This window comes from Kineococcus auxinigenes (assembly GCF_050871525.1).
GTDB lineage: Bacteria > Actinomycetota > Actinomycetes > Actinomycetales > Kineococcaceae > Kineococcus.
On sequence record NZ_JBKBCT010000045.1, the window covers coordinates 12,730 to 31,696 of the forward strand.

Annotated in this window: 17 protein-coding genes and 1 riboswitch; of the genes, 4 read left to right on the forward strand and 13 right to left on the reverse strand. The window is 76.9% G+C overall.

All coding sequences use genetic code 11. From position 1 onward, the window contains the following. Positions 1 to 61 precede the first annotated feature (61 nt). From ACRYR9_RS13060 to ACRYR9_RS13080, 5 genes are all read right to left on the reverse strand, one after another. Positions 62 to 1,444, reverse strand: coding sequence for an LLM class flavin-dependent oxidoreductase (locus ACRYR9_RS13060; RefSeq protein ID WP_432495348.1), 1,383 nt, complete (start codon positions 1,442 to 1,444; stop codon positions 62 to 64). Continuing rightward, positions 1,441 to 2,793 carry an MFS transporter gene (locus ACRYR9_RS13065; RefSeq protein WP_432495346.1) on the reverse strand — a complete coding sequence of 451 codons (1,353 nt, stop codon included), beginning with the start codon at positions 2,791 to 2,793 and terminating at the stop codon, positions 1,441 to 1,443. The genes ACRYR9_RS13060 and ACRYR9_RS13065 overlap by 4 nt, the downstream gene beginning before the upstream one ends. A gap of 5 nt (positions 2,794 to 2,798) precedes the next feature. Beyond that, positions 2,799 to 2,887, reverse strand: a riboswitch (SAM riboswitch). A 50-nt stretch (positions 2,888 to 2,937) separates the two neighbouring features. Then, positions 2,938 to 3,909, reverse strand: a complete 972-nt coding sequence (locus tag ACRYR9_RS13070; RefSeq protein WP_432495344.1) for an electron transfer flavoprotein subunit alpha/FixB family protein — start codon at positions 3,907 to 3,909, stop codon at positions 2,938 to 2,940. Next, positions 3,906 to 4,715 carry an electron transfer flavoprotein subunit beta/FixA family protein gene (locus ACRYR9_RS13075; protein ID WP_432495342.1) on the reverse strand — a complete coding sequence of 270 codons (810 nt, stop codon included), beginning with the start codon at positions 4,713 to 4,715 and terminating at the stop codon, positions 3,906 to 3,908. The genes ACRYR9_RS13070 and ACRYR9_RS13075 overlap by 4 nt, the downstream gene beginning before the upstream one ends. Next, positions 4,716 to 6,122, reverse strand: a complete 1,407-nt coding sequence (locus tag ACRYR9_RS13080) for an FAD-dependent oxidoreductase (RefSeq protein ID WP_432495340.1) — start codon at positions 6,120 to 6,122, stop codon at positions 4,716 to 4,718. Between the two features lie 85 nt (positions 6,123 to 6,207). On the opposite strand from ACRYR9_RS13080, the gene rarD reads away from it, so the two are divergent. Then, entirely contained in the window at positions 6,208 to 7,224 is a 1,017-nt protein-coding gene (gene rarD, locus ACRYR9_RS13085) for an EamA family transporter RarD (protein WP_432495394.1), read from the forward strand. 10 nt (positions 7,225 to 7,234) lie between these two features. Then, the gene (locus ACRYR9_RS13090; RefSeq protein WP_432495338.1) at positions 7,235 to 8,842 is read left to right on the forward strand and encodes a methyl-accepting chemotaxis protein; all 1,608 of its coding nucleotides are present in this window, start codon (positions 7,235 to 7,237) and stop codon (positions 8,840 to 8,842) included. On the opposite strand, the gene ACRYR9_RS13095 is transcribed toward ACRYR9_RS13090, so the two are convergent. The 6 genes from ACRYR9_RS13095 to menD all read right to left on the reverse strand — a co-directional run bounded on the left by ACRYR9_RS13095 (position 8,811) and on the right by menD (position 15,255). Further along, positions 8,811 to 9,050, reverse strand: a complete 240-nt coding sequence (locus tag ACRYR9_RS13095; protein ID WP_432495336.1) for a hypothetical protein — start codon at positions 9,048 to 9,050, stop codon at positions 8,811 to 8,813. The two genes, ACRYR9_RS13090 and ACRYR9_RS13095, sit on opposite strands and share 32 nt — an antisense overlap. Before the next feature lie 129 nt (positions 9,051 to 9,179). Next, positions 9,180 to 10,205: a polyprenyl synthetase family protein gene (locus ACRYR9_RS13100; RefSeq protein ID WP_432495334.1), complete on the reverse strand. Its 1,026-nt coding sequence runs from the start codon at positions 10,203 to 10,205 to the stop codon at positions 9,180 to 9,182. Positions 10,206 to 10,229: 24 nt separating this feature from the next. Next, the gene (locus tag ACRYR9_RS13105) at positions 10,230 to 11,564 is read right to left on the reverse strand and encodes a geranylgeranyl reductase family protein (RefSeq protein WP_432495332.1); all 1,335 of its coding nucleotides are present in this window, start codon (positions 11,562 to 11,564) and stop codon (positions 10,230 to 10,232) included. Between the two features lie 64 nt (positions 11,565 to 11,628). Continuing rightward, positions 11,629 to 12,342 carry a demethylmenaquinone methyltransferase gene (locus tag ACRYR9_RS13110; protein WP_432495330.1) on the reverse strand — a complete coding sequence of 238 codons (714 nt, stop codon included), beginning with the start codon at positions 12,340 to 12,342 and terminating at the stop codon, positions 11,629 to 11,631. A gap of 56 nt (positions 12,343 to 12,398) precedes the next feature. Continuing rightward, a complete protein-coding gene (locus ACRYR9_RS13115; RefSeq protein ID WP_432495328.1) occupies positions 12,399 to 13,445 on the reverse strand; it encodes an acyltransferase family protein in 1,047 nt (348 codons plus the stop codon). A gap of 103 nt (positions 13,446 to 13,548) precedes the next feature. Next, a complete protein-coding gene (gene menD / locus ACRYR9_RS13120) occupies positions 13,549 to 15,255 on the reverse strand; it encodes a 2-succinyl-5-enolpyruvyl-6-hydroxy-3-cyclohexene-1-carboxylic-acid synthase (RefSeq protein WP_432495326.1) in 1,707 nt (568 codons plus the stop codon). 63 nt (positions 15,256 to 15,318) lie between these two features. On the opposite strand from menD, the gene ACRYR9_RS13125 reads away from it, so the two are divergent. Then, positions 15,319 to 15,750, forward strand: coding sequence for a PaaI family thioesterase (locus ACRYR9_RS13125; RefSeq protein ID WP_432495324.1), 432 nt, complete (start codon positions 15,319 to 15,321; stop codon positions 15,748 to 15,750). Here ACRYR9_RS13125 and ACRYR9_RS13130 read toward each other — a convergent pair. After that, positions 15,716 to 16,744, reverse strand: coding sequence for an o-succinylbenzoate synthase (locus ACRYR9_RS13130; RefSeq protein WP_432495322.1), 1,029 nt, complete (start codon positions 16,742 to 16,744; stop codon positions 15,716 to 15,718). The two genes, ACRYR9_RS13125 and ACRYR9_RS13130, sit on opposite strands and share 35 nt — an antisense overlap. A gap of 31 nt (positions 16,745 to 16,775) precedes the next feature. Next, positions 16,776 to 17,585 carry a hypothetical protein gene (locus ACRYR9_RS13135; protein WP_432495320.1) on the reverse strand — a complete coding sequence of 270 codons (810 nt, stop codon included), beginning with the start codon at positions 17,583 to 17,585 and terminating at the stop codon, positions 16,776 to 16,778. Between the two features lie 151 nt (positions 17,586 to 17,736). Here ACRYR9_RS13135 and ACRYR9_RS13140 point away from each other — a divergent pair, with 151 nt between their 5' ends. Continuing rightward, entirely contained in the window at positions 17,737 to 18,678 is a 942-nt protein-coding gene (locus ACRYR9_RS13140) for a 1,4-dihydroxy-2-naphthoyl-CoA synthase (RefSeq protein WP_432495318.1), read from the forward strand. Positions 18,679 to 18,967 lie beyond the last annotated feature (289 nt).

Genomic DNA, 18,967 nt, shown 5'->3' on the forward strand with positions numbered 1-18,967 from the left:
GGCAGGGGTGCAACGCCCAGCACCGGGCGGGCGTTCCGCCGGTCGTGCGGCGCTGGGGGGCTCAGGCGCTCGCCGGGGGGCGGCGGTGCGCCGCGCCGGGGTGCGAGGCGGCCAGCCGCGCCCCGTCACCGGAGCCCAGCTGCTCGCGCAGCGTGGCGCCCGGCACGGCGGGCGGCGCGGTGCGCCCCCTGCGGCGCAGCTCCGGCACCAGGTGGTCCACCACGTCGGCGAACGTCCCGGGCACCGTGGCGTACATGAGGTTGAAGCCGTCGACGCCGGAAGCCTCGGCGAACTCCTCCAGGGCGTCGGCGACGGTGGCCGGGGAGCCGGCCAGCACCGGGCCCCGCCCGCCGACGGCCACGAAGCGGGCCAGGTCGTCCACCGTCCAGGTGCGGTCCGGGTCGCTGGTGAACGCGGACAGCGCGGAGCGGTTCGCGTCGGTCGTGACGTGCTGCAGCGGCTCCCCCGGCGCCAGGCCGGCCAGGTCCACGCCCGTCCAGCCGCCGAACAGCGCCAGCGCCCCCTCCCGGCTGGCGTGCTCGCGGTAGTCGGCCAGCAGCGCGCTCGCCTCCGCGTCGGAGGGCCGCACCACGGCGGTCAGCCCCGCGTAGACGGTGACCGAGCGCGGGTCGCGCCCGGCGCGCTCCACGCGCTCGCGCAGGGAGTCGACGGTGCGCCGCACGTGCTTCGCGGTGGGCCCGATGACGAAGACGCACTCGGCGTGCCGGGCGGCGAACTCCTGCCCTCGCGGCGATGACCCCGCCTGGAAGATCACCGGGGTGCGCTGGGGGGACGGCTCGCAGAGGAACGCGCCGGGCACGTCGAACCAGCGGCCGTGGTGGCCGATGTCGTGGACCTTCGCCGGGTCGGCGTACACCCCTCGGGCGGCGTCGCGCACGACGGCACCGTCCTCCCAGGAGCCCTCCCACAGCTTGTAGCAGACCTCCAGGTACTCCTCGGCGACGTCGTAGCGCTCGTCGTGCGGAACCTGCCGGTCGAAGCCCAGGTTGCGGGCCGCGGAGTCCAGGTAACCGGTGACGACGTTCCAGGCGACCCGGCCGCCGGTGAGGTGGTCCAGCGTGGTCAGGCGGCGCGCCAGGGCGTACGGCTGCTCGTACGTGGTGGTCACCGTCAGGCCGAACCCGAGCTGCTCGGTGACCGCGGCCATCGCCGAGACCGCCATGAGCGGGTCGTTGACGGGCACCTGCGCGGCCGCACGCACGGCCGCGTCGCGCGAGCCGCCGTGCACGTCGTACACGCCGAGGACGTCGGCGAGGAACAGGGCGTCGAAGCCCCCGCGCTCCAGCAGCCGCGCCAGCTCGGTCCAGTACCGCAGGGTGCGGTACTCGGAGCTGCGGTCCTCCGGGCGGGTCCACAACCCGGCGGCCTGGTGGCCGACGCAGGCCATGGCGAAGGCGTTCAAGCGCAGCGGTGCGGTGCTCACGGGGCGACGGTCTCCGGGTTCTTCGAGGTGGTCGTGTCCAGGGGCCGGTGGGCCGTCTCCGGGGCCGCGGCGGCGCAGGCGGCGGTGAGCAGCGCCAGTGCGCTGACGAAGCCGGCGACCAACCACGGCGCGCCGCCGGCCAGGGCCAGCAGCGAGGCCGCGACGAGGGGGGTCAGCCCGCCGCCGAGCACCGCGCCGATCGAGTAGCCCAGCGAGGCGCCGCTGTAACGGGTGCGCGCGGGGAACTGCTCGGCGAAGAACGCCCCCTGCGCGCCGTACATGCTGTCGTGCCCGAGGTTCACGGCGACGACGACCGCGCCGACGATCAGCACGGTGGAGCCGGTGTCGAGCAGCAGGAACGCCGGGCCGGTGAACACCGCGGTGAGCAGCGCCCCGAACAGGTACACGGGCCTGCGGCCGAAGCGGTCCGAGGCCAGTCCCCACAGCGGGGTGGTGGCCAGGCTCAGCACGGAGGCGACCAGGACGGCGAGCAGACCCACGTCGGCGCCGTCCTCGCGGACGTGCTCGGTGAGGTAGTTCAGGGCGAAGACCGTGTAGAGGACGTACCCGCCGATCTGCCCCAGGCGCATGCCGCTGGTCAGCAGCACCCCGCGGGCGTCCTCGCGCAGCACGTCGGCGACCGGGCGGCGGGCGACGGCCCCGGTGCGGCGCAGGTTCGAGAACACCGGCGAGTCGGTCACCTTCAGCCGGATGAGCAGACCGACCACGACGAGCACGGAACTGGCCAGGAACGGCACCCGCCAGCCCCAGGAGAGGAACTGCTCGGGGGTGGTGAGGGTTCGCGTCAGCCAGAAACCCCCGCTGGCCAGGACCATGCCCGCGGCCGAGCCCATCTGCGGCACGGCGCCGAACAACCCCCTGCGCCGCTCGGGGGCGTGCTCCACCGCCAGCAGCACCGCCCCGCCCCACTCGCCGCCGGCGGAGAAGCCCTGCAGCAGGCGGGCGGTCACGAGCAGCACGGGCGCGGCGATCCCGATGGTCGCGTAGGTGGGCAGCAGGCCGATGAGGGCCGTGGAGGCGCCCATGAGCAGCAGGGACGCCACCAGGACCTTCTTGCGCCCCAGCCGATCCCCGAGGTGACCGGCGACCGCGCCGCCCAGCGGGCGCGCCACGAAACCCACCGCGTAGGTCGCGAACGCCGCGACGACGCCGACGGCGCCGCCCACCTGCGGGAAGAACAGCGGGGCGAACACCAGCGCGGCCGCCGTGCCGTAGAGGTAGTAGTCGTACCACTCGATCGTGGTGCCGACGAAGCTGCCGAGCGCGGCGCGGCGGCGCAGGACGCGCTCGTCGGCGGCAGCGGGCACGACGACACGGGCAGAGCTCACCAGGACTCCCATCGGCCCTGGCGGAAGCACCTTCCCCGAGGGGTGGTTGCTGCGGCGTCGTCGAGCCAGGTCTCTCGGCCGCTCTGGATGGTCGTCGAGAAACCTAGGGCACGACGGAACCGGCCCGCAAACCCGCGCCGGGTCTCAGCCTCGGCGGCGGCGGACCTCGGCGCTCAGCGCCGGGAGCACCTCGGTGAGGTCCCCGACGATCCCGTAGTCGGCGAACTCGAAGATCGGCGCGTCGGGGTCGCTGTTGACGGCCACGACGGTCGCGGAGGCGGCCATCCCGCCGCGGTGGTGCACCGCGCCGGAGACGCCCGCGCCGACGTACAGGCGCGGGCTGATGGTGACGCCGGTCTGCCCGACCTGCGCCTCGTGCCCGATCCAGCCCTCGTCGGTGGCCACGCGGGTGGCGCCCACCGCGCCGCCGAGCGCGTCGGCGAGCTCCTCCACGGCCGAGAAGTCGCCCTCCACGCCGCGACCGCCGACGACCACGACCTCCGCCTCGGCCAGCGCGGGGCGGTCGGAGGTCGGGCGCAGCTCGCGGGAGTGGACGGTGACGGCGCGCGCCGCCGCCGGGGCCTGGACGCGGTGCTCGACGACGGCCGGCTCCGGCGCCTGCGGCAGCGGCGTGGCCCGCACGGAGTTGGGCGCCACGGCCACGACCCCGAACGGACCCGTGAGGGCGCAGCGGGTGGTCCACGTGCCGGCCAGGACGGTCTTGCCGGCCACGAAGCGGCCCTCGGCGTCGCGTTCGACGGCACCGGCGCCGGTGACGACGCCCGCGCCGGTGCGCACGGCGAGGCGGGCGGCGACCTCCTTGCCCTCGAAGGTGGAGGACACCAGCAGCAGCGGGGCGCCCACCTCGGTGCGCACCGTCTCCAGCACCTCGGCGACGGAGGCGGTGAGGTGCTCGTCGGCGCCGTCGACGAGGACGTGGTGCAGGACGGCGGCACCGTGCGCGCCGGCCTCGGCACGGGTCTCCCCGCCGGGGGCCGCACCGATCCACACCGCGTGCACCTGCGCGCCGGGCAGGCCGCGGGCGAGGGTCAGCAGCTCGCGCGCCGTGGGGCGCAGCCGCGCCCCGTCGTGGTCGAGCAGGACGAGCACGTTCACGAGAAGCCCTTCTCCGCCAGGTAGTCCACGAGCGCCGGGACGGTCTCGGCGCCCCCCGTCACGAGCACCCGGTCCTCGCGCTGCGGGCGCGGCGCGGCCTCGAGCACCTGCGTCGCCGACCCGGCCAGGCCCACGGTGGCGGGGTCGACGCCGAGCTCGGCCAGCCCGAGCACCGTCACCGGCTTCTTGCGCGCGGCGAGGATGCCCTTGAAGTCGGGGAAGCGGGCGCGGAACGCCTGGTCGGTGACCGAGAGCACCACCGGCGCCGGGGCGCTGAGGACCTCGACGTGCGTGGAGGTCTCGCGCCGCACCCGCACGGTGCCGCCGTCGAGGGTGATCTCGTCGGCGAGGGTGAGCTGCGGCCACTCCAGCAGCGCGGCCAGGGCCGCGGGCACCAGGGAGGTCAGCCCGTCCAGGCCGGCCATGCCGGCCACGAGCGCGTCGACGGGCCGCTCGGCGTGCAGGTGCCGCACGGCCGCGGCCAGCACCCGGGCGGTGGCGATCGCGTCCGAGCCGGCGACGGCGTCGTCGCGCACGTGCACCGCGCTGGTGGCGCCCATCGCCAGGCCGCGGCGCAGGGCCTCCACGGCCGCGGCGGGCCCGGCGGTGAGCACGACGACCTCGTGCGGCTCGGCGCCCTCGGCGGCCGGCTGCGCCTCCACCAGGCGCAGCGCCGCCTCCAGGGCGTCCTCGTCCAGCTCGTTGAGGGTGTCGTCCTCACCGCCGCGGGCGAGCAGGCCGTCCTCGCGGAAGGAGCGCGCCGACTGGATGTCGGGGACGTGCTTGACGCAGACGACGACGCGCACTCAGGCCTCCCGGTGGGCGGCGGCCTCGGCCAGCACCTGGCGCGAGTAGCGGATCATGTCCTCGCGGGAGACGACCTTGACGCGCTCGCGCCCGTGGGGCCGGCCCAGCTCGCGCTCGTAGGCGTCCAGGACCTCCCAGTCGTTCCAGGTGAGCACCTCCACGCCCTTGGCGGTCAGGGCGTCGAGGACCGCCTGCGGGTCCGGCTCGGCGGCGCGCTCGAAGCCGGCCGCGTCGGAGACGAGGTGGCGGACCGTCTCGGAGGCGTCGGACTTGGTGTGCCCGATCAGGCCCACGGGCCCGCGCTTGATCCAGCCGGTGCAGTACACGCCGGGCAGGTGCTCGCCCTCCGGGCTGAGGACCCGGCCCTCGTGGTTGGAGATGACGCCCTTGAGCTCGTCGAACGGCACGCCCGGCAGCGGGGAGCCGAAGTAGCCGACCGCGCGGTACACGGCCTGCACGTCCCAGGTGTGGACGTCGCCGGTGCCCTCGACGGTGCCGTCGCCCTTCAGGCGGGTGCGCTCGGTGCGCAGCGCGCTCACGTGGCCGTCGGTGCCGACGATCTCCACCGGCGCGTGCAGGAAGTGCAGGTGGATGCGGCGGGAGGCGGTGCCGTCGCCCTCCTTCAGCGTCCAGTCCGTCAGCGTCTTGACGACCTGCTTGGTCTGGTTCGACCCGTCGATGGCGGCCATCGAGCCCTCGTCGAACTCGAAGTCCTCCGGGTCGACGATGACGTCGACGTCGGGCACGTGCCCCAGCTCGCGCAGCTCCAGCGAGGAGAACTTCGCCTGCGCCGGGCCGCGGCGGGCGAAGACGTGGACGTCGGTGACCTTCGACGCCTTCAGCCCCTGGTAGACGTTGTCCGGGATCTCGGTGGGCAGCAGGTCGTCGGCGTGCTTGGCGAGCATGCGCGCCACGTCGAGGGCGACGTTGCCGGCGCCCAGGACGGCGACGCTGGAGGCCTGCAGCGGCCACTCGCGCGGGTAGTCCGGGTGGCCGTCGTACCAGGAGACGAAGTCGGCGGCGCCGTGGCTCTCCGGCAGGTCCACGCCGGGGAGGGCCATCGGCGCGTCCTCGATGGAGCCGGTGGAGAACACCACGGCGTCGTAGTGGCGCCGGACCTCCTCCAGGGTGAGGTCGGTCCCGAAGTCCACGTTGGTCAGCAGGCGGATGTCGCCGCGGCCCAGGACCTTCTCCAGCGCGACGACGATCTGCTTGATGCGCGGGTGGTCGGGGGCCACGCCGTAGCGGACCAGGCCGAACGGCGCCGGCAGGCGCTCGATCAGGTCGATGCTCACGCCGTCGAAGCCGGTCGCGGACAGGTCGGCCTTGGAGAGGATGTCCGAGGCGTAGATGCCCGCCGGTCCGGCTCCGACGACGGCCACGCGCAGCGGACGCTGGGTGCTCACTGGGTCTCGGTGTCCTTCGTCTCGACGTCGGCTGGGACTGCTCAGGCAAGCCTAACGGCACGGGGTGGGCGCCCTGGACGGCAGCATGCGCGGTGTGCAGCAGCCCAGCGCGCCCCCCGCCGCGCCCGCCCCCGCCCGTCCCGCGCGCGCCGGGGTCCTCGCCGGCGCCGGCGCCTACGTGATCTGGGGCCTTTTCCCCTTCTACTTCCACGCCCTGCTGCCCACCGGCGCGCTGGAGCTGCTGGCCCAGCGGGTGGTGTGGTCGCTGGCCCTGTCGGTGCTCCTGCTGACGGTGCTGCGCCGCTGGCCCGCGGTGCTGCGGGTGCTGCGCACCCCCGCCCAGCTGCGGCTGCTGGCGGTGGCCGCCGTCGCCATCGCCGCGAACTGGGGCGTGTACGGGCTGGCCGTGACCACCGGCAACGTCCTGGAGGCGTCGCTGGGCTACTTCGTCAACCCGCTGGTGACGGTGCTGCTGGGCGTGCTCGTGCTGCGCGAGCGGCTGCGGCGCGCGCAGTGGGCGGCCGTCGCCGTGGGCGCCGCGGCCGTGGCCGTCATCACCGCCGACCTGGGCCGGCTGCCGTGGATGGCGCTGGTGCTCGCGGCGTCCTTCGCCACCTACGGGCTGCTGAAGAACCGGCTGGCGCGCTCCGGCGCCGGCGTCGACCCGCTGACCGGCCTGACCGTGGAGACCGGCGTGCTCGTGCTGCCCGCCGTGGCGGCGCTGGTGTGGATCGGGGTGCAGGGGCGCTCCACGTTCACCGCCGGCGGCGCCGACCACGTCGCGCTGACGGTGCTGTCCGGGCCCACCACGCTCGCGCCGCTGCTGCTGTTCGCCCTCGCCGCCGGGCGGGTGCCGCTGACCACGATCGGGCTGCTGCAGTACTGCACCCCGGTGCTGCAGTTCCTCGCGGCGCTGGTGCTGGGCGAGTCGATGCCCGCCTCGCGCTGGGCGGGCTTCGCGCTGGTGTGGGCGGCGCTGGCGCTGCTCACCGTCGACGCCGTGCGCGCCCAGCACCGCCGGCGGGCGCCCGCCGCGCCCTCAAGCGGTACCGGCGCGGCGCCGATGGGGAGGGGACCCGGAGGAACCGGTCACCAGTCCTGAGGACGGACCCATGTCGAGCAGCGCCGCCGCACCCGCCCGCCCCTTCGCCGACCGCAGCGTGCGCACGAAGGTCCTGACCGCGCTGGGGGCGCTCGCGCTCGTGGCGACCGGCATCGGCGCCGGCTCACTGGCCGCCCTGTCCAGCACGGCGGAGCAGGCCGAGGCCCTGCACAGCGACACCGTGGTGGACAAGACCGCCCTGGGCCGGGTGCACCAGGAGGAGATCAAGACCCGGATGCTCGTCGCCCAGCACGCCGCCGCACCCGACGCCGCGGGCAAGGCCGAGGTCGCGGAGAAGATCGTCGAGTCGGACGCCGAGCTGGACACCTGGGCCGAGCGGTACGAGGCCGGTCCCCTCGTCGACGCCGCGTCGTGGCGCACCTTCACCGACGCCTGGGCGCAGTGGCGCACCGTGCGCGACGAGCAGCTGCTGCCGCTGTCGGACGCCGGCGACCGCGCCGGCTGGGCGCGCGCCTCCGCCGACGTCGCCCAGCCGCTGGTCAGCACCGCCGCCGACGCCCTGGACGTCGTGGAGGCCGCCGAGGACTCGCTGGCCCGCGAGCGCGCGGAGTCCACCGCGCGCACCGCGAGCAGCGCGCGCGTCGCGGTCCTGACCGCCTTGGCCGTCGGCCTGGCGGTGGCCGGCGCCCTGGGGGCGCTCGTCGTGCGCTCCGTCGTCGGGCCGCTGCGGGAGGTGTCGGCCTCGCTGGAGGCCATGGCCGACGGCGACCTGACCGTCGCCGCACCGGTGCGCAGCGCCGACGAGGTCGGCCGCATGGCTGCGGCGCTCGAGCGCGCCCGCACCGGCGTGCGCGGGACCGTCACCGCCATCGCCTCCTCCGCCGCGGCGCTGTCGTCGGCCACGTCGTCGCTGACGGCGAGCAGCGCGCGCATCGAGGAGGCCGCCGAGCGCACCGCGCGCGTCGCCGAGGGCGCCGCGGGCACCGCCGCCACCGTCTCGGCCAGCGTCGGCGACGTCTCCCGGGGCGCCGCCGAGATGCAGGCCGCGATCCGCGACATCGCCGGCGGCGCCGCCGAGGCCACGTCCGTGGCCGCCCGCGCCGGGGACCTGGCCGAGCGCGCCGGCGAGACCGTCGCCCGCCTGGGCGGCTCCTCCGAGCGCATCGGCGACGTCGTCAAGGCCATCACCGCCATCGCCGAGCAGACGAACCTGCTGGCCCTGAACGCCACCATCGAGGCCGCCCGCGCCGGGGAGTCCGGCAAGGGCTTCGCCGTCGTCGCCGGCGAGGTCAAGGAACTGGCCCAGCAGACCGCCCGCGCCACCGAGGACATCGCCCGCCGCGTCGCCACCATCCAGGACGACACCCGCGAGGCCGTGCGCGCCATCGAGGGCATCGGCGAGGTCATCGGCGAGGTCAACGCCCACCAGACGACCATCGCCTCGGCCGTGGAGCAGCAGGCGGCCACCACCCAGGAGATGAGCCGCGGCGTCGGCGACGCCGCGGCGGGCTCCGGGGCGATCGCCGAGGGCATCCGCGACATCAGCGGCGCGGCCGGCGCGACCGCCACCGGCGTCGCGCAGACCCGCGCGGCCACCGACGACGTGCACCGGCGCGCCGAGGAGCTCAGCGGGCTGGTCGGCCGCTTCCGCGTCTGAGCAGGACCTGGACCCGCCCGCCCAGCGCGCCGCCCAGCGCGAGGGCGAGCCCGGCCGCCGCCACCGCCACGGCGGCCGGGCGCGTCCCGGACAGACCCAGCAGCACCGCGGCGGCGCTGCACGTCAGCGCCGCGACCAGGAGCAGGTGCCCGGCGCGGACGGCGGGGAGGCGGCGGGCGGGGCCGGGAGCGCGGTGGCGGGGGGGCACGGGCGCCGATCGTGGCGCAGCGCGCGCACCCGGCGGACCCGCACGCGCACGGACCACCCGTCCAGCCCCGCCCGCGTGACCCACCGCGAGCACGGGGGCACGGGCGGGGCCGTGCGCACGGGCGAGGGGTCAGCCGACCCGGTCGGCGACCGTGGCCGCGTACGTCTCCAGCGCCCGGCGGGCCGCGCCGTCCGGCACGTCGGCCAGGTGCGCCGTGGCGCGCCCGGCCCACTCCCGCGCCGCGGCCCGCGCCGCCGCGGTCACCGGGTGCGCGCGCAGCGCCTCGACGGCCTCGGCCAGCACGGCGTCGTCGGCCAGGCCCCCCGAGTCCAGCAGCGCCACCACGCGCCCCGCGGGGGCGTCGCCGTCGGCGGCGGCCCGGCGGGCCAGCAGCACCGGCAGGGTCGGGACCCCCTCGCGCAGGTCGGTGCCCGGCCGCTTGCCGGAGTCGCCCACGTCGCTGGTCAGGTCGAGGACGTCGTCGGCGAGCTGGAACGCCACCCCCACGTCCTCGCCGTAGCGGACCATGGCCCGCACGACCTCCGGCGCCGCCCCGCCGAACTGGGCGCCGAAGCGGCCCGCGGTGGCGATCAGGGAGGCGGTCTTGTCGCTGAGGACGTCCAGGTAGTGGGCCACGGCGTCCTGGCCGGGGCGCGGGCCCACCGTCTCGTGCAGCTGCCCCAGGCACAGCCGCTCGAACGTCTGCGCCTGCACCCGCACCGCCTCCGGGCCCAGGCCCGCCACGACGTTCGAGGCGCGCGCGAAGAGCAGGTCGCCGGTGAGGATCGCCACGTTGTTGCCCCACACGTGGTGCGCGGCCGGGGCGCCGCGCCGCGTGGGGGCGGAGTCCATGACGTCGTCGTGGTAGAGCGAGGCCAGGTGGGTCAGCTCCACCACCACGGCGGCGTCCACCACCTCCGCGCGGCCGGGGTCGCCGAAGTGCGCGCCCAGCAGCGTCAGCATCGGCCGCACCCGCTTGCCGCCCGCCTCGACGAGGTGCCGGGACGCCGCGTCGGCCAGCGGGTCGGCGTTGCCCACGGCCTCGCGCAGGCGCTCCTCGACGACCTCCAGCCCCTCGCGCAGCGCGGCCAGCAGCGCGGGGTCCGCCGTCGGCAGGCCGGTGCTCGTCCTGGTGGTGGTCACGTCGCTCCTCACGCCTCGCTCCTCACGCCCGGTCCCTCACGCGGCGGGAGCCAGCCGCTGCAGCGCCACGACGACGCGGTCGGTGGCGTCCTTCGACGTCGGGTCGGCGAGGTTGGCCAGCAGCTTGACCACCAGCTTCATGATCCCGGGGCGCGGGAGCCCGAAGCGCGTGGCCGCGCGCATGACTTCCGGGTGGCCGATCAGGGAGACGAACACGCGCCCCAGCGTGTAGTACCCGCCCAGCTCCGCGCGAACCGCCGCCGGGTAGCCGTGCAGCGCGCGCTCGCGGGCGCGCGCGTCCGGGGCGTCCAGCGCGCCGTCCACGACCTCCGCCGCCAGGCGCGCCGACTGCATCGCGTACGCGATGCCCTCGCCGTTGAACGGGTTCACCATGCCGCCGGCGTCGCCGACCAGCAGCAGGCCGCGCGTGTAGTGCGGGGTGCGGTTGAACGCCATCGGCAGCGCCGCCCCGCGCACCTCGCCCACCTGGTGCTCGGGGTCGAAGCGCCACTCCGGCGGCATGGACGACAGCCAGCGGCGCAGCAGGTCGCGGTAGTCCACGTCGCCCGAGCCGGCGTCGGCCTTGAGCACGCCGAGCCCGACGTTGCTGGTGCCGTCGCCGACGCCGAACACCCAGCCGTAGCCGGGCAGCAGCTCGTGCGGTCGGGCGCCCGGCTCGCGCAGCTCCAGCCAGCTCTCCAGCCAGTCGTCGTCGTGGCGGGGGCTGCGGAAGTAGGTGCGCACCGCCACGCCCAGGGGGCGGTCGTCGCGGCGGTGCAGGCCCATGGACAGCGCCAGCCGGCTGCCCACCCCGTCGGCGGCCACGACCACGGGGGCGCGGAAGACGCGCTCCTCGCCGGCCCGGCGGCCCCTGTCGTCCACCGGGCGCGCGCGCACGCCCACGACGTGGCCGGTGCGCTCGTCCACCACGGGGGCGGTGACGGAGGTGCGCTCCAGGACGGTGGCGCCGCCGGCGCGGGCGTGCTCGGCCAGCGCCTGGTCGAAGCGGGAACGGGTGTGCACCAGCCCGTAGGGGGGGAAGTCGTTCAGCTCCGGCCACGGCACCTGCAGCCGCACGCCGCCGCCCAGCAGGCGCAGGCCGCGGTTGCGGACCCAGCCGTCCTCGGCGGGCGTGGGCAGGCCCAGCAGCTCCACCTCGCGGCTGGCGCGCGGGGTCAGCCCGTCGCCGCAGACCTTCTCGCGCGGGAAGGCGCTCTTCTCCAGCACCAGCACGCGCCGGCCCGCGCGCGCCAGGTACCGGGCCAGCGTGGAACCGGCGGGGCCGGCGCCCACGACGAGGACGTCGGCGTCGTGCGACGCCGCGCCCGCGGGCTGGGCGGCGCGGGGTGCGCCACCGGTCTCGACCGCCACCTGGTCCTCCGTCGTCGTCGCTCGTGAAAACCTTCACGAGCCCTTCGAGTGTAGTTCCCGGGGCTCAGGCCGCCGACCGCACGGCCCGGTGCAGCGCGACGATGCCGGCGGACAGGTCCTGCCACTGCACGCGCTCCCAGCCGGCCGCCCCCACCCGCGCCGCCAGCGCCCGCTGGTCCGGCCAGGCCTCGATGGACTCCATGAGGTAGCCGTAGGCCTCGCCGTGCGAGCTCACCAGCTTCGCCACCCGGGGCAGCCCGTGGTGCAGGTAGGCGCCGTACGCGCGGCGCAGCAGCGGGTTCGGCGGGGTGGAGAACTCGCACACCACCAGCCGCCCGCCCGGGCGCACCACCCGCGCCATCTCGCGCAGGGCGCGGTCGACGTCCACGACGTTGCGCAGGCCGAAGGAGATCGTCACCGCGTCGAAGACGCCGTCGGCGAACGGCAGCCGGGTGGCGTCGCCCGCCGTGAACGGCAGGTCCGGGCGGCGCAGCTTGCCGGTGCGCACCATCCCGAGGGAGAAGTCGCACGGCACCACCCGCACGCCGCGGTCGGCGAACGGCTCGCTGGAGGTGCCGGTGCCGGCCGCGAGGTCCAGCACCCGCTCGCCGGGCCGGGCGTCCACCGCCCGCACCACCGCGCGCCGCCAGAGCCGGTCCTGGCCGGCGGAGAGCACGTCGTTGGTGACGTCGTAGCGGCCGGCGACGTCGTCGAACATCGCCGACACCTGGCGCGGGCGCTTCGTCAGGTCGGCCAGCTCACGCCCGTCGGCAGTCACGGTCCCATCCTCTCAGGCGGCCACCGCGACCCCGTCGCGACCGGGCGCCGAGCGCCTCAGCGGGCGGTGAGGGCGGCCGGCGGGGCCAGCAGCCCGGGCACCCGGGCCAGGGGACGGCGCGCCGCCACCCCGGCGAGCACGACCACCGCGGTGACGACGGCCGGCAGCACCAGGCGCACCGGCAGCGGCAGCGCCGGCGGCGCCAGCACCTCCAGCACCGTGGTCAGCGCCGCGATGAGCAGCACGTGCGTCAGGTACACCGGCAGGGTGGCGCGGCCCAGCGCGCGCAGCGGGGTGCGCGGCCACCGGCGCACCAGCAGGGCGCAGGCGGCCACCGCCGCCAGCACGCCCAGGGCCCCGCGCAGCAGCGGCAGGCCCGGCACCAGGTGCAGGTCGAGGAGGCCGACGGCACCGCCCACCACCGCGAACGCCGCCAGCAGCGCCGCGGTGCGCCCCGGACCGGAGCGCTCGGCGACGGAGGCCAGCACCCGGCGGCCGTGCAGGCCCGCGAGGAAGAAGACGAGGTGGGCCGCCACGTCGTCCCAGGCCCAGCTGCCGGTGGCGGTGAGGCCGGCGCTGGTGGTCACCGACAGCGCGGCCGCGGCGGCCAGCTGGACCCCCGGCGGCACCGGGCGCAGCGCACGGGCCACGAGGGCGTAGACGGCGAGGGCGTACAGGTACCAGAGCTCGGTGTGCGGGCGCACCAGGGCGACGGCGAGCTCACCGGCACCGGCGGGCTGGCCGGCCTCCACCCAGGCGCCCGTGGCGAAGAACGCCGTGGTCAGCACCAGCCAGAGGCAGAACAGCCACGCGCTGGGCAGGACGCGCCGGAGCAGCACCCCGCGCCACGACCCCCTCGACGCCGAGGAGGCGAACAGGCCGGAGACCGCGAAGAACAGGGGCATGCGCGCCCCGGCGAGCAGGTTGTTCAGCGACTGCCAGGGCGCGGTGGCGTACCCCGCCTCCTGCAGGAACATCGTCGCGTGGGTCAGCACGACGAGCGCGATGGCCGCGCCCTTGGCCGCGTCCGCCCAGCCCAGCCGCTGGGCGGGCGCGCCCGCCACCACCCCCGCGCCGTCCGGCGTGGTCTCCGACGTGGCCATGCCGCTCCCCCGGTGCGTCGCGCGGTCACCACGGAGAGCGACCTCTGACGCAACGGGAGGGTAGGCGGGGCCAGCGCCGGGGACAACCGGCGCGCAGCTCCCCTCAGCCCGCGGCGACCGCCGCCCGCACCGCCTCGGCGACCCGGCGGGCACGCCCGGCGACCTCGCCGCGCGGCACCCGCAGCTCCACCACGCGCAGCCCCTCCGGGCGCGCGGCGATCGCCGACGCCGCCGCCGCGGGCGTGGCGGGACGCTCGTGCGGCACCCCCCACGCGGCGCACAGCGCGGCCACGTCCACCCCGTGCGGGGTCGCCACGACCCGCTCGAAGGTGCTGCGCGAGACCGAGGAGGCGTGCTCGAGGGTCTCGAAGATGCCGCCGCCGTCGTCGTTGACGAGCACGACCGTCAGGTCCGGGCGCGCCTCCCCCGGCACCGGCAGCAGCGCGTTCGCGTCGTGCAGGAACGCCAGGTCGCCCACCAGCAGCCGCACGCCGCCGCCGCGGGCCAGCGCCACCCCGCACGCGGTGGCGAGGGTGCCGTCGATGCCGGCCAGGCCGCGGTTCGACACCGCCGGCACCTCGGCCGGGTGCGCGGCCAGGTCCGCGTCGCGCACCGGGTTGCTGGCGGCCACCACGAACGCCGAGCCGTCCGCCGCGCACGCCGCCACCGCCTCGCGCGCCGCCCACGGGCCGCTGAGCGCACCGGCGGCGGCCTCGCCGTCCAGGAGGGCGTCCACCGCCTCGACGGCCAGCTTCCCCGCGCGCGCCCAGCGGGCGGCGAACTCCGGCTCCCGCTCCCCCGGCGGGTCCGCCACGGCCGCCGCCGGCAGCACCCGCGCGGCGCGGAAGCCCGCGTCCGGCCACGTGCCCGAGGCGCTGACCACGACCAGCTCGACGTCGTCGCGGGCCAGCAGACGGCTCACCGGCCGCGACAGGGTGGGGTGGCCGAACACGACGACGCGCTCGGCGTCGCCCAGCGGGCCCTCCGCGTCGGCGACGCCCAGCAGCAGCCGGTAGGGGCCCACCGCCTGCGGGCCACCGCGCGCGCCGGAGCTGGGCTCGGCCAGCAGCGGCCACCCGGCGTCCTGCGCGAGCGCGCGGGCGGCGGCACCCACCGCCGCGTCGGGGGCGTCGCCGGCGAGGACGAGGGTGCGCGGGCCGCGGGGCAGCACCACGGGCGCCGGGGCCGGCACGCGCTCCACCCGCGCCAGCCCGGCGTCCCCGGCCGGGGCGGCGCCCGGCGAGGGCGTCAGCGGGTCGGCGAAGGCGACGTTCACGTGCGCCGGACCGGCACCGTCCCCGCGCGAGCCCCGGGCCGCCGCGGCCGCCCGCGCCACCACCGAGCGCCACGCCGGCGCCTGGCGCTGCGGGTCGGCGGGCGCGGGGACGTCCGCGGAGAAGCGCACCGACGGCAGGAACAGGCGGGCCTGGGCGTCGGCGGTCTGGCTGGCACCGGAACCGCGCAGCTCGTGCGGGCGGTCCGCGGACAGCACCAGCAGCGGCACCCCGGCGTGGGAGGCCTCCAGCACCGCCGGGTGCAGGTTCGCCACGGCGGTGCCGGACGTGGTCACCACCGCCACCAGCGGGTCCTCGCCGGCGGTCAGGGCGCCGCGCGCCAGGCCCAGGGCCAGGAACCCGGCGCTGCGCTCGTCGACGCGCACGTGCAGCCGCAGCCGGCCCTCGTCGGCGGCGGCGGCGGCCGCGTACGCCAGCGGCGCGCTGCGCGAGCCGGGTGAGAGGACGAGGTGGCGCAGGCCCAGGGAGACCAGCGCGTCGACGAGGACCGTCGCGAGCGCGGTCGAGGGGTTCACCCCTCCATTGGACCCCCTGGGCGCGGGTGCCCCGCACCGCGGGGGCTGTGGCAACCTCCGGGTGTGAGCGAGAGCACCCGGTCCCTGCCGTCCCTGGAGGAGCTGCTGGCGGTGATCCCCGGCGGCGGGCTGGTCGAGCGGATGGGCATCGAGTTCGTCGAGGCCGCGCCCGAGCGGCTGGTGGCGACCATGCCGGTGGAGGGCAACACGCAGGTCGCGGGGCTGCTGCACGGCGGCGCCTCCTGCGTGCTGGCCGAGACGCTGGGCTCCATCGGGGCGCTGCTGCACGTGTGGCCCGGTGGCCAGGCGCTGGGCACCGACATCAACGCCACCCACCACCGCTCGGCGTCCTCGGGCCTGGTGACGGGCACGGCGACGGCGATCTCGCTGGGGCGCACGCTGTGCAGCCACGAGGTCGTCGTCACCGACGAGGCGGGCCGGCGGCTGTGCACGGCGCGGATCACGAACCTGGTGCGCCCGGCGCCGGCCGGCTGAGGACCTCGTGGCAGGCCGCCAGCCGCTCGCGCCACCAGGCCTCGCGGCCGGCGGGCGCCCGGTGCGCGGCGAGCAGCGCCTCCTCGGCGCGGGCGGGCCCCACGGGCAGGGTGCCGTCGGCCGGCAGCAGCGGGTCGGCGGTGACGTCCGCCGCGAGCAGCGCCCCGGTGCCCAGCCCGCACGCGAACGGCAGCTCCGGCAGCGCGGCCGCCAGCGCCGTGCCGGCGGCCAGCCCCACGGAGGTGTCCAGGGCGCTGGAGACGACCACGGGCAGCCCGCACGCGGCGGCCACCGCCAGCGCGGGGCGCACCCCGGACAGCGGGGCCACCTTCACGACGACGACGTCGGCGGCCTCCAGCCCCGCCACCCGCAGCGGGTCCTCGGCCTTGCGCACGCTCTCGTCGGCGGCCAGGAGCACGGGCGTGCCGGCGCGGACCAGGCGCCGGCGCAGCCGCGCCATCTCCTCCAGGCTCGCGCAGGGCTGCTCGGCGTACTCCAGCCCCACCTCGCCGAGCGCGCCCAGGGCCCGCTCGGCCTCGTCGAGGCTCCAGCCGGCGTTGGCGTCGACGCGCACCCGCCCCGCGGGACCGAGCACGTCGCGCACGGCGCGCACGCGGGCGACGTCCCCGGCGAGCGCCTCCTCGAAGGGGAGCCCCGGCTCGGCGACCTTGACCTTCGCCGTGCGGCAGCCGGGGAAGCGGGCCAGCACGGCCGGCACGTCGTCGGCGGGCACGGCGGGGACGGTGGCGTTGACCTCGACGCGCTGGCGGCGCGGCGCGGGGAACCCGTGCCAGGCGGCCTCGACCGCGGCGGCCAGCCAGCGGGCGGACTCGACCGGCCCGTACTCGAGGAAGGGCGAGAACTCCCCCCACCCCGCGGGCCCGCGCAGCAGCACCGCCTCGCGCTCGGTGACGCCGCGGAAGCGGCGCCGCAGCGGCAGGCGCACGACGCGGGCGGCGTCGCGCAGGTCGGCGAGCGCAGGCAGGTCGGGCACGGCCCCATCCTGGTCCGCGGCGCCCGCCCCGTCAGGCGGTGGCGCGCTGCGGCCCCGTCTCCTTCGGGAGGGTGACGACGGCGGGCCGCGCCGGCCGCGTGCGCAGCACCGTGGTCACCACGCCGAGGAACAGCACCAGCCCGGCCATCTCCAGCGCCTCCTCCACCCCGGCGGCCAGCACGTACACGGCGCTGTCCTCCCCGAGGGCGCTGTAGGCACCGGCGCTGAGGACCTCCACGCCGACGGCGCCGCCGAGGTAGACGGCCGCCGAGAGCAGCACGCCCCGGCGCACGGCCCGCGACTGCGCGAGCAGGAAGCGCACGAACAGCAGCCCGAACGCCACCACCAGCGGCACCGCCACCACGACCCAGGCGAAGCTGAGGAACCCGGTGAGGCCGAAGCCGTCGCGCAGCGGCCCGATGACGATCTCGTGCACCGCGCTCATCTCGTCGAACGAGAGGTAGCCGAAGGCGACGGCGAGCAGCAGCCAGTGCCGCCGCCAGCGGCGCTGCGGGTGCTCCCCGTCGCGCGCGGCCCGCGAGACCTGCCACAGCCGCTCGGCGCACGCGAACAGCAGCACCGCGTTGAACCAGGCCGGCACGCCGCCCTCGCGGTCGACGTAGAACCACCGCTCGAGGTTGTCCAGGCCGGGCACGCCGCCGAGGGCGGCGGCGCCGGCGAGCGCCCGGCTGAGCAGGCTGGCGGCGCTGAGCGCGGCGACGACCAGCAGCAGCGTCGCGGTCCCCCGGCCGGGCAGCAGCAGGACGTCGCGCAGGCGGTGCGGCGCGGTGGGCGACCCGGCGCCGACCGACGCGTCACCCGTGGTTCCCCCCGTGTTCATGCCGCGAGGGTGGCACTTCTCGCGCCCCATGGGTAGTTCAACGGCGGAACCGATCTTCGCCCTGGCTCGTCCTGCCCAGTTCGTTGTACGCACCGTGACGACACCGGGACGGTGCGCCGATCGTCTTCGCGCCCGTCTACCCTCGGCCGACGTGAGCGCCCTCGACGGAGTCAGCGAGACCTTCGACCCCTCGGCCTGGGCGGAGGTGCCCGGCTTCGAGGACCTCACCGACGTCACGTACCACCGGTGCGTGCGCCCCGGCCGCGAGCGCGGCACCGTCCGCATCGCCTTCGACCGCCCCGAGGTGCGCAACGCGTTCCGGCCCGGCACGGTCGACGAGCTGGCCCGCACCCTCGACCACGCCCGCCGCACCCCCGACGTCGGCTGCGTGCTGCTCACCGGCAACGGCCCCAGCCCGAAGGACGGCGGGTGGGCGTTCTGCTCCGGCGGCGACCAGCGCGTCCGCGGCCGCTCCGGCTACCAGTACGCGCAGGGCGAGACCGCCGACACCGTCGACGCCGCCCGCGCGAAGGCCGAGGGCGGGCGGCTGCACGTGCTGGAGGTGCAGCGGCTCATCCGGTTCATGCCCAAGGTCGTCATCGCCGTCGTGCCCGGCTGGGCGGCCGGCGGCGGCCACTCCCTGCACGTCGTCGCCGACCTCACCCTCGCCAGCGCCGAGCACGCCCGCTTCAAGCAGACCGACGCCGACGTCGGCTCCTTCGACGCCGGCTACGGCTCCGCGTACCTGGCCCGCCAGGTCGGCCAGAAGTTCGCCCGGGAGGTCTTCTTCCTCGGCCGCCCCTACACCGCCCAGCAGGCCCACGAGATGGGCATGGTCAACGCCGTCGTCCCGCACGCCGACCTCGAGGAGGAGGCCCTGCGGTGGGCCGCCGAGATCAACGGCAAGTCCCCCACCGCGCAGCGCATGCTGAAGTTCGCGTTCAACGCGGTGGACGACGGGATGGTGGGCCAGCAGGTGTTCGCCGGGGAGGCCACGCGGCTGGCCTACATGACCGACGAGGCCGTGGAGGGGCGCGACGCCTTCCTCGGCAAGCGCGAACCGGACTGGTCGCCGTTCCCCTGGTACTTCTGATCTTCTGGACCGGGTCGTCACTTGGGCGGGGTTCGCGTCCGGGTGGCGAGGGGGTGCCGCGTCCGGGCTCTCCGCCCGCGAGCGGGTGCGATCCTCGCCCCAGTGCGCGGGGCGGGCTCCGGACGCCCGGCCACCCCACCCCCTCGCCACCCTCTCCAGCCCAGTTCGCGCGGGGTCCGGCACGGCACGCGGCCCGGCAGCGCGCGGAGCTCGGCACGACCACGCAGCCAGGTGCCGCTGAAGGGTCCGCGGGGTGCACGGGTGCCGGGCGTCCGGAGCCCGCGCCGAA